Source organism: Aquisphaera insulae (genome assembly GCF_011064615.1).
Classification (GTDB): Bacteria; Planctomycetota; Planctomycetia; order Isosphaerales; family Isosphaeraceae; genus Aquisphaera; species Aquisphaera insulae.
In genome coordinates, this window is record NZ_JAALJH010000170.1 from 1 (window position 1) to 7,954 (window position 7,954).

Annotated in this window: 5 protein-coding genes and 1 pseudogene; 4 read left to right on the forward strand and 2 right to left on the reverse strand. The window is 67.4% G+C overall.

Going from position 1 to position 7,954, the window contains the following annotated elements; translation table 11 throughout:
* Positions 1-307: pseudogene (locus G6O54_RS39005) on the forward strand (DUF1016 N-terminal domain-containing protein); the annotation flags it as partial.
* A gap of 444 nt (positions 308-751) precedes the next feature.
* Here G6O54_RS39005 and G6O54_RS36145 read toward each other — a convergent pair.
* Positions 752-1,567 (reverse strand): class I SAM-dependent methyltransferase, encoded by an 816-nt coding sequence (locus G6O54_RS36145; protein WP_165235676.1) that lies wholly within the window; start codon positions 1,565-1,567, stop codon positions 752-754.
* Between the two features lie 30 nt (positions 1,568-1,597).
* The gene (locus tag G6O54_RS36150) at positions 1,598-2,422 is read right to left on the reverse strand and encodes a UDP-2,3-diacylglucosamine diphosphatase (RefSeq protein ID WP_165235679.1); all 825 of its coding nucleotides are present in this window, start codon (positions 2,420-2,422) and stop codon (positions 1,598-1,600) included.
* A 390-nt stretch (positions 2,423-2,812) separates the two neighbouring features.
* Here G6O54_RS36150 and G6O54_RS36155 point away from each other — a divergent pair, with 390 nt between their 5' ends.
* From G6O54_RS36155 to G6O54_RS36165, 3 genes are all read left to right on the forward strand, one after another.
* A complete protein-coding gene (locus tag G6O54_RS36155) occupies positions 2,813-3,742 on the forward strand; it encodes a histone deacetylase family protein (protein ID WP_165235682.1) in 930 nt (309 codons plus the stop codon).
* Between the two features lie 151 nt (positions 3,743-3,893).
* A complete protein-coding gene (locus tag G6O54_RS36160) occupies positions 3,894-6,956 on the forward strand; it encodes a beta-L-arabinofuranosidase domain-containing protein (RefSeq protein ID WP_165235685.1) in 3,063 nt (1,020 codons plus the stop codon).
* 347 nt (positions 6,957-7,303) lie between these two features.
* Positions 7,304-7,816: a hypothetical protein gene (locus tag G6O54_RS36165; RefSeq protein WP_165235688.1), complete on the forward strand. Its 513-nt coding sequence runs from the start codon at positions 7,304-7,306 to the stop codon at positions 7,814-7,816.
* Positions 7,817-7,954 lie beyond the last annotated feature (138 nt).

Genomic DNA, 7,954 nt, shown 5'->3' on the forward strand with positions numbered 1-7,954 from the left:
ACTTTTTATCCGCGAATTCTGCAGACACCGTCTGCGGAATTGGGACTGCGCGGAGGTGTGCCGGTGGCCACGGAAGCCGTCCTGAGAGAAGTCGCGGCATGCTTCCCCCTCTCCTGGTCTCACTACGTCCGCCTGCTCGCGGTCGAAAAGCCCGAGGCTCGAACGTTCTACGAAACCGAGGCCCCGCGGCGGATGGTCCGTCCGCCAGCTCGACCGCCAGATTAGCACCCAATTCTACGAGCGGACCCTCCTCTCCCGGAATAAGTCCGCCATGCTCAAGAAGGGTCAAATAGCCAAGCCAGAAGACGGCGGGAGCCTCGTGGATCCGGCCGGCGAAGACGTCGACTAAATTGCAGCGCCTTCGGTCGGCACCGCCGCAGGGCCCGCACAGGTGCTCCTCGACGAACTCGTGCAGGAGCGTCGTGCAGCAGGCGGCCCACTCGGTCGGTTCTCCGGGCTAGGTCCGACAGGTAGCGGGCCGCGGCCTTCAGTGCCGGATCGTAGCGGGGGCCGATGTAATCCTTCGGGAACTTCGCATCCCTCAAGATCGAACGCCGCCGCCGGAAGCTCGACACCATGAACTGTGCACTCGATGAACTGGGCACCACGGAGGACGATCGGGTGCAACGCGCGGCCGAGGTGCTGTTGCAGGTCGGCGAGCGAATCGATCGCCTTTCGGCCCTGCGTCGGGGCCTTGTTTCCGGTCTGATATTCCTTGGCGACGTAGACGACCGATGCATTCTCCGCTCGCCTACGCCTTCTGCGCCAGGGCGATCACGATGTTGTGCCTGTCCTGGACCGGGAAGGCAAGGCGGTTGATCAGCCAGCGCTTCAGCGGGCCGGCCTTGTGCAGCCCCATCTCCTCGAGCAGCGGGGTGAGCCATCCGCCGCGGTAGCCGAATTCCATGAAGGTGTCGAACGTGTCGAAGTTCAGGGCGGGCTCGAACGTCTCGCCCCGGTGAACCTCGAATCCGTGCACGGCCATCACGTCGCGGACCTCGCCCAGGTCTGCCGGGTTGAGGACCGTGTCGTCCATCGTGCGCGACCCGGCCCCGCTGAGCATCCGGAGCAGCCTGGAATCTCCCTTGGCCTGGAGGGCGGGATACGCCGACCTGGTGCCGCCCACCAGCGACCAGTAGCCTCCGGGGGCGAGCTTTCGGGCGATCTGGGGGGCCAGGACCCGCATGCTCACGAAGCCGGTGACGAAGTGGGTGCAGATGCAGTCGAACTGCTGATCCGGGAAATAGTCATCCAGCCGCGAGGCATCGCCGACCGCCGCGGTCAGCTCGGGCAGCCTGCGGCGGGCGACCTCCAGCATGTTGTCGGCCAGGTCGATCCCGTAGGGCACGATCCGCCCTTCCGATCGCCCGGCCAGCTTGTCCAGGAAGAGGCCCGTCCCCATCCCGATGTCGAGGACCCGGAGCTCCCGCCCGGGGGCGAGGAGCCCCTCCTCGGACATCTGCCGGATCCCGAGGTCGAGCGACCTCCCGATCACCCCCTGCGGGTCGAGATCGTAGGTCGTCGCGACGACGTCGTTGTAGGCCCTGTGGACGGTTGCGGTGCTCATGACGGTCTCTCAAGGGGAAGGCGGAAGGCGTCAACGAACGGGCGTACCGGAGGAGCTCAGGAGCTGATCGACCTCTCGGGCCGGGGCGGACGTGCCCGCATCGGCACGCCCGGCCGGGGGGGCCTCGTCCTCCTCCGGCGGCCAGTACTCAAGCCGGATCTCGTCCCCCTTGACCGAGATGAACGGGCAAGGCGGGTGTTCGGTCCAGGTCCCGCTGTTGGCGTACAGGACGCCGTCGACCTCCTCGACGAGCGGGAAGTGGGTGTGCCCGCAGGCGACGCGGCGATACCCCTTCGACGCCGCGTAGGCGACGGCCCCGTCGCGGATCAGCGCGCTGCTCCGCTGCCACTGCTTGGAGAGCCGCCGGATGTAGCGGGCGGAATGGTGAGGCGCCCACTTCTGGATGTAGTAGAAGAGGCCGCAGGCGACCTCGGTGAGCAGCCCATAGTTGTTGACGAATCGGTCGAACTGATCGCCGTGGAGGATCAGGAGGCGGACATCCTCGTTCTCGAAGCGATACTCTTCCCGCACCTCGACCCCCACGATGTGGCCGATGACGTCCGCCGGGCCGTCGTGATTGCCGCGGACCCAGACCAGCCGCAGGTCGTCGCGGTCGGAGTTGCGGCGGATCACCTTCAGGCAGGCGAAATGGCGCTTGGAGAGCCGCTTGAAGTTCAGGTCGTCGAAGATGTCGCCGTTGATCACCAGCTCGCGGGTGTTCTCGACCGCCCACTCCAGGAACCGCTCCAGGAGCGCCGCCTGGCAGACGTCGCTGCCCAGGTGCAGGTCGCTGATGATCAGGCAGTCGTAGCGCCTGGGGGGATATCCGTCGTTTCGCCCGAGGTCTGGCTGCATCGGGGAGAGTCCTGAGTCCTGATCGCGCGTCCCGCCCCTCGGGGATCCACCCGCGATGCGTCCCGCCGAGCGAAGTATGATCAATCTCCTCTTCAGGGCCAATGGGCCGGGCCAAACCTCACGAAAGGCACACGATGTCTTTACAAGATCCATCGGTTCCCGGCGGCATCCACGCGGAAAGCCCCCCGGACCTTCGCACCATGATCCGGAATCCGACGGGAATGAGTCGCCTCTCCACCAGCCCCAGGACCTCCGCCCATGCCCCAGCGGAGGGGATGAAATCGGCCGCCCGTCCCCGGATCTCGACGTCGTAGACCTGGATTGCGAGGTGGCGCACCTGACCACGCAGTCAACCCTCAGGATCGAAATGGAACCGCCGGGCCTCGACTCATGATTCCGATCGTTTACCATCCCCGCTACAACATCACGGCATTCGGCCTCGAACGATACCATCCCTTCGACGGCCGGAAGTATCGCCGCATCCATGACGCCCTGATCAGACACGGCCTGCGACGCCCCGGGGATTTCGTGCGCCCCCGCAAGGCAACCCGCGACGACCTGAGGTGTGTCCACTCAGAGGACTATCTGCGCTCGCTCCGCCGCCCCGATGTGCTCGGCACCATCCTCGAGGTTCCGATCATCCGCCGACTCCCCGCCTGGGTGGTCCGCTGGCGGATCTTGCGGCCGATGCGGTACGCCACCGGCGGGACCATCCTGGCCTGTCGCCTGGCCTTGAAGCATGGCCTGGCGATCAACCTCGGCGGGGGCTATCACCACGCGGCCTCGGACCGGGGCGGCGGGTTCTGCGTCTACTCCGACGCCGCGATCGCGGCCAGGCGCCTCCATGACGAGGAGAACATGACCCGGGTACTTGTCGTGGACCTCGATGCCCACCAGGGCAACGGCACGGCCGCCGTCTTCCGCGGCTGGAAGTGGGCATTCATCTACGACCTCTACGAGGATGGCATCTTCCCGGCCCGCAAGGAGCCCGAGGACTATCCGCAGCCCGTAGGCCCAGGCCTGACCGGCCCCGAGTACCTCGACCTGGTCCGAGAGACCCTGCCCGATGCACTGGACGCAGTGCAACCCGATCTGGTCGTCTATAATGCCGGCTCGGACCCATATGGACGCGACCCGCTGGCCCACTTCCGCCTGACGGCCGGTGACCTGGCCGAGCGAGACCTCCTGGTCGTCACCGAGGTCCGGGAGAGGGCGATCCCCCTGGCCATGCTCCTCTCGGGGGGCTACTCGGCCGAGTCGTGGCGGATCCACGCCGATGCCATCGAGGGTATCCTGACGAGATTCGACGGCCCACCGTGATCGGCGCTCGGTGGCCGCCGCCAGGGCGTGAACGGTTACAATGAAGGGCCGGCGGCAAGGTCGGTATCAGGAGGTCACCGCCTCGTGTGGCCGCTTCAGCTCGTGGCGTGCCCCGGCCCGATGTTCGATAGTGTTTCGCTAGAGCTATCTTATGATCTTACGAATTCGCATCGCGACGGTCCTGGCGTTGTCGGCATCCCTCCTGCTTTCGGCCCCGTTCGCGACGGCCCAGGCCGACGGCGACCAGATCCTCGACGGCATCGGCGAGACGGCGCTGATCGCCCGCTATCCGCTCGACGGCACCGCGGCGGACCGCTCGCGGAACGGCTTCCACGCCACGCCACGCGGCGACGGGGCGACCTTCGCCGACGACCGCCGCTTCGGCAAGGCGCTGTCCCTCACCGGGGCGAAGGGCGTGGCCCTGGAGCTGCCGGCCGGGATGCTGAAGGGCGTCGAGTCGATCAGCATCGTCGGCTGGGTCCGGCTCCGGTCGGTGGAGGGTAATCCGCGTCTCTTCTCATTCGAGCGCGACGCCGATCACATCTTCGCCTGCACGCTCGCCGGCGCGAACGGCGCCGAGGGCTTCAGCTCGACCATCACCGCGCAAGGCGCGGACGCGACGATCGGGCCGGCCTCGAAGAGCGTGGCGAGCGGACGCTGGACGCACGTGGCCGCGGTGCTGGACGCCGCGGCGGGCAGGCTCTCGCTCTACCGCGACGGCGCACCGGTCGGCCGGGCCGACGTCCCGGCCGCGACGATCGCGGGCATCCTCAACGCGAAGGCGACCGAGACGACCAGGCTCCGCGTCGGGCTCGGGCTCGACGGCCTGATCCGCGACCTGCGGCTCTACTCGGCGGCGCTTTCCGACGCGCAGGTCCGGACGATCCACGACAATGCCGCCGGCAGCCGCCGGATCGCCTCGGCCGGGGCGTCGTCCGAGGCGGCCCGCTCGGCGAAGGCCGGCCCCGTCGACTTCGGCGGGCCGAAGCTCCTGGGCGTGGCGGACGTCACGGCGACGACGACCGTCGGCTTCCTGCCGAAGCTGCCGCCGATGGTCCCCGGCGTCCGCGAAGGCGGGGCGGCCGGCCCGGCGCTCCGCGTCCTCTGGCCGGCGCCGAAATCGGCCGACGAGGTCGCCCGGCCCGGCGCGTACACCGTCACCGGGCAGGTGCCCGGCACGCCGTTCACGGCCCGGGCCGTCGTCAAGGTCTCCGCCCCGACCGGCGCGCCGGAGACGCCCGTCCGCACGCTCCGGCCGTTCGCCCTCGGCGAGGTCTCGCTCGACCGGGACGCCGCCGGCCGCGAGACGCCCTTCATCAAGAATCGCGACAAGTTCGTCAGGGCACTCGCCCGGACGAACCCCGACGACTTCCTCTACATGTTCCGCGACGCCTTCGGCCAGCCCCAGCCGGCCGGGGCGAAGGCCCTCGGCGTCTGGGACAGCCAGACGACCCGCCTCCGCGGCCACGCCACCGGCCACTACCTCTCCGCGCTCGCCCAGGCGTACGCCGGCACCACCGATGACGAGCCCCTCCGGGCCGCGCTGCGGACGCGGATGGACGCCACGATCGACGCGATCTACGCCCTGTCGCGGAAGTCGGGAAATCCCGAGAAACCCGGCGGACCGGCCGTCGCCGATCCGACGAAGGTCCCCCCCGGCGAGGGCCGCAAGGGGTACGACTCGAATCTGGCAGCCGGCCAGATCCGCACCGATTACTGGAACTGGGGGCACGGCTTCCTGAGCGCCTATCCGCCCGACCAGTTCATCATGCTCGAACGGGGCGCGACCTACGGCGGAGGCAACAACCAGATCTGGGCGCCGTACTACACCCTGCACAAGATCCTCGCCGGCCTGCTCGACGGCTACGAGGTCGCCGGCAACGCGAAGGCGCTCGAGATCGCCAGGGACATGGGACTATGGAGCTATGAACGCCTGAAGCTCCTGCGGCAGGAGACGCGGATCGCGATGTGGAACCGCTACATCGCCGGCGAGTACGGCGGCATGAACGAGGTGATGGCCCGCCTCCATCGCCTGACCGGCGACCCGCGGTTCCTCGAAGGGGCCAGGCTGTTCGACAACATCGCCTTCTTTTACGGCGGCCCCGATCACTCGGGCGGCCTGGCGCGAAACGTCGACACGCTCCGCGGCAAGCACGCCAACCAGCACATCCCCCAGGTCCTCGGCGCCCTCGAGACGTTCGCCGCCACGAAGGACGCGAACGACTTCCGGATCGCCGAGAACTTCTGGGACATCGCCACCACGTCCTACGCCTACAGCATCGGCGGCGTGGCCGGCGGCCACCGGCCCCACAACGCCGAGTGCTTCACGGCCGAGCCCGACACGCTCTGGCAGAACGGCTTCTCCGAGGACGGCCAGAACGAGACCTGCGCGACCTACAACATGCTCAAGCTCAGCCGGGCGCTCTTCCTGTTCCGCCCGCGGGACGCCCGCTACATGGACTACTACGAGCGCGCCCTGGTCAACGACATCCTGGCATCGGTGGCCGAGCACGACCCGGGGAACACGTATCACATCCCGCTCAACCCAGGCTCGCGAAAGTCCTTCGCCAACGAGGCCATGGACGGCTTCACCTGCTGCAACGGCACGGCCCTGGAGAGCAACACCAAGCTCCAGGATTCGATCTATCTCCGCGGCGAGGACGGGGCGTCCCTTTACGTCAACCTGTTCATCCCGTCGACCCTGAAATGGGCCGGCCGCGGGTCGACCCTGAAGCAGGAGACGAGCTTCCCGTATGCCGACAGCACCCGGCTCACGCTCGCCGGCTGCGACGGCATCGAGCTGTTCGTCCGCGTGCCGGGCTGGGCGACGAGGGGCTTCTTCGTGAAGATCGACGGCGTCGAGAAGCCCGTCGATGCGACGCCCGGCCGTTACATCAGCCTGGGCAAGGCGTGGAAGGACGGCGCCGTCGTCGAGCTCCGCATGCCGTTCGGCTTCCACTTCGACCGCGTGATGGACCGCCCGAACATCGCCAGCATCCTGTACGGCCCGGTCGTCCTCGCCGCCGAGGAATCGGCCCCGCGCCCCGATTGGCGGCCACTGACGATCGACGTCAACGCGCCGGAGAAGTCGATCACCGGCGACCCGAGCACGCTCCGCTTCCAGGTCGGCGAGGCGAAGCTCAAACCGTTCTTCGAGTCCTACGGCCGGTACTCGGTGTACTTCGACCTGAAGTGGGAACATCGCGAGCGATGAACGATCGACGGGTGGCGCCCTGGCAGCGGCTGGGGTTTGGACCCAAGTTCATGGAGGCGGCGGCGCGAAACGCCGTTGCCAGTCAGGATCTATGGCTCTGCGACCCTCCTCAATCCTCGGGTTTGGAGATCGTCGCGTGGATTGACACTTCCTGTAATGATGGCGTACTCGCCTTCATCCTGGGTTCGCTAGGGTATTCTCTGCCGCCGCCACTGGACGACCGGGTGGCCATGGGCAAGCGAGTCGTATCGGGCTGTTTGCACTATTTTTATGGTCCCTGGCGAACTCATTTCCTGTGGCCCGGGAGGGCCGGCGGTTACGTGGATCTGGATTGGAGGACGTCGAGATTGGTCCTCCCCTGGATCGAGAAGTATCGTCTCGGGCTGACCCTCGCCCTGTCCCTGGAAGACTGGCCGTCCGCGGATCGTCTCATCGAGTGGCCCGGCGACGATCTCCGCCTCGACGAAGGGCTCGATGATCTTACGCCCGGAGACAACGCCTATCAGATCTGGCTCGCGGGTCGTCTCCGAGGAGATCTGAACGCCATGGACGAGGGCAAACTCCTGGTCAGGATGAATCGCCGCAGTCACCTCAAGGTGCTGGTCATTGCGGCTCAGGCCCTACTGAGAGATGACGACGCAGCATTCCACCAGGCACTTTCGACAGGCCTGATACGCCATCGCGGCCGCACGTTCAAGACATCTGATATATACTCCGCGGTCTGCATCGACGGGACGGTCCTGTGGCACCTGGCTCGACGGCGGAGCATGAGGCCGATTGTCTTGCCTCCTGAGCTGGAGATATTCATCGCAAGGTGCATCCGACGCTCTGTCGTCGAGAAGCCAATAGCCGATGGCTAATCGCGACCGTTTCTGTTGCGCGTGCCGCGACCCGCGATGCGGCTGGGAACACGGCCCGGGCGCGATCACCGGCCGGCGCCGACTCGGCAGGAGCCTCGTCCTCCCGGACAAGGAGCGGGGCCACTCGGGAGCACGAGG

Coding starts and splice junctions, on each gene's coding strand:
- G6O54_RS36145 (WP_165235676.1), bottom strand. CDS start 1,567: ATGAGCACCGCAACCGTCCACAGGGCCTACAACGACGTCGTCGCGACG.
- G6O54_RS36150 (WP_165235679.1), bottom strand. CDS start 2,422: ATGCAGCCAGACCTCGGGCGAAACGACGGATATCCCCCCAGGCGCTAC.
- G6O54_RS36155 (WP_165235682.1), top strand. CDS start 2,813: ATGATTCCGATCGTTTACCATCCCCGCTACAACATCACGGCATTCGGC.
- G6O54_RS36160 (WP_165235685.1), top strand. CDS start 3,894: ATGATCTTACGAATTCGCATCGCGACGGTCCTGGCGTTGTCGGCATCC.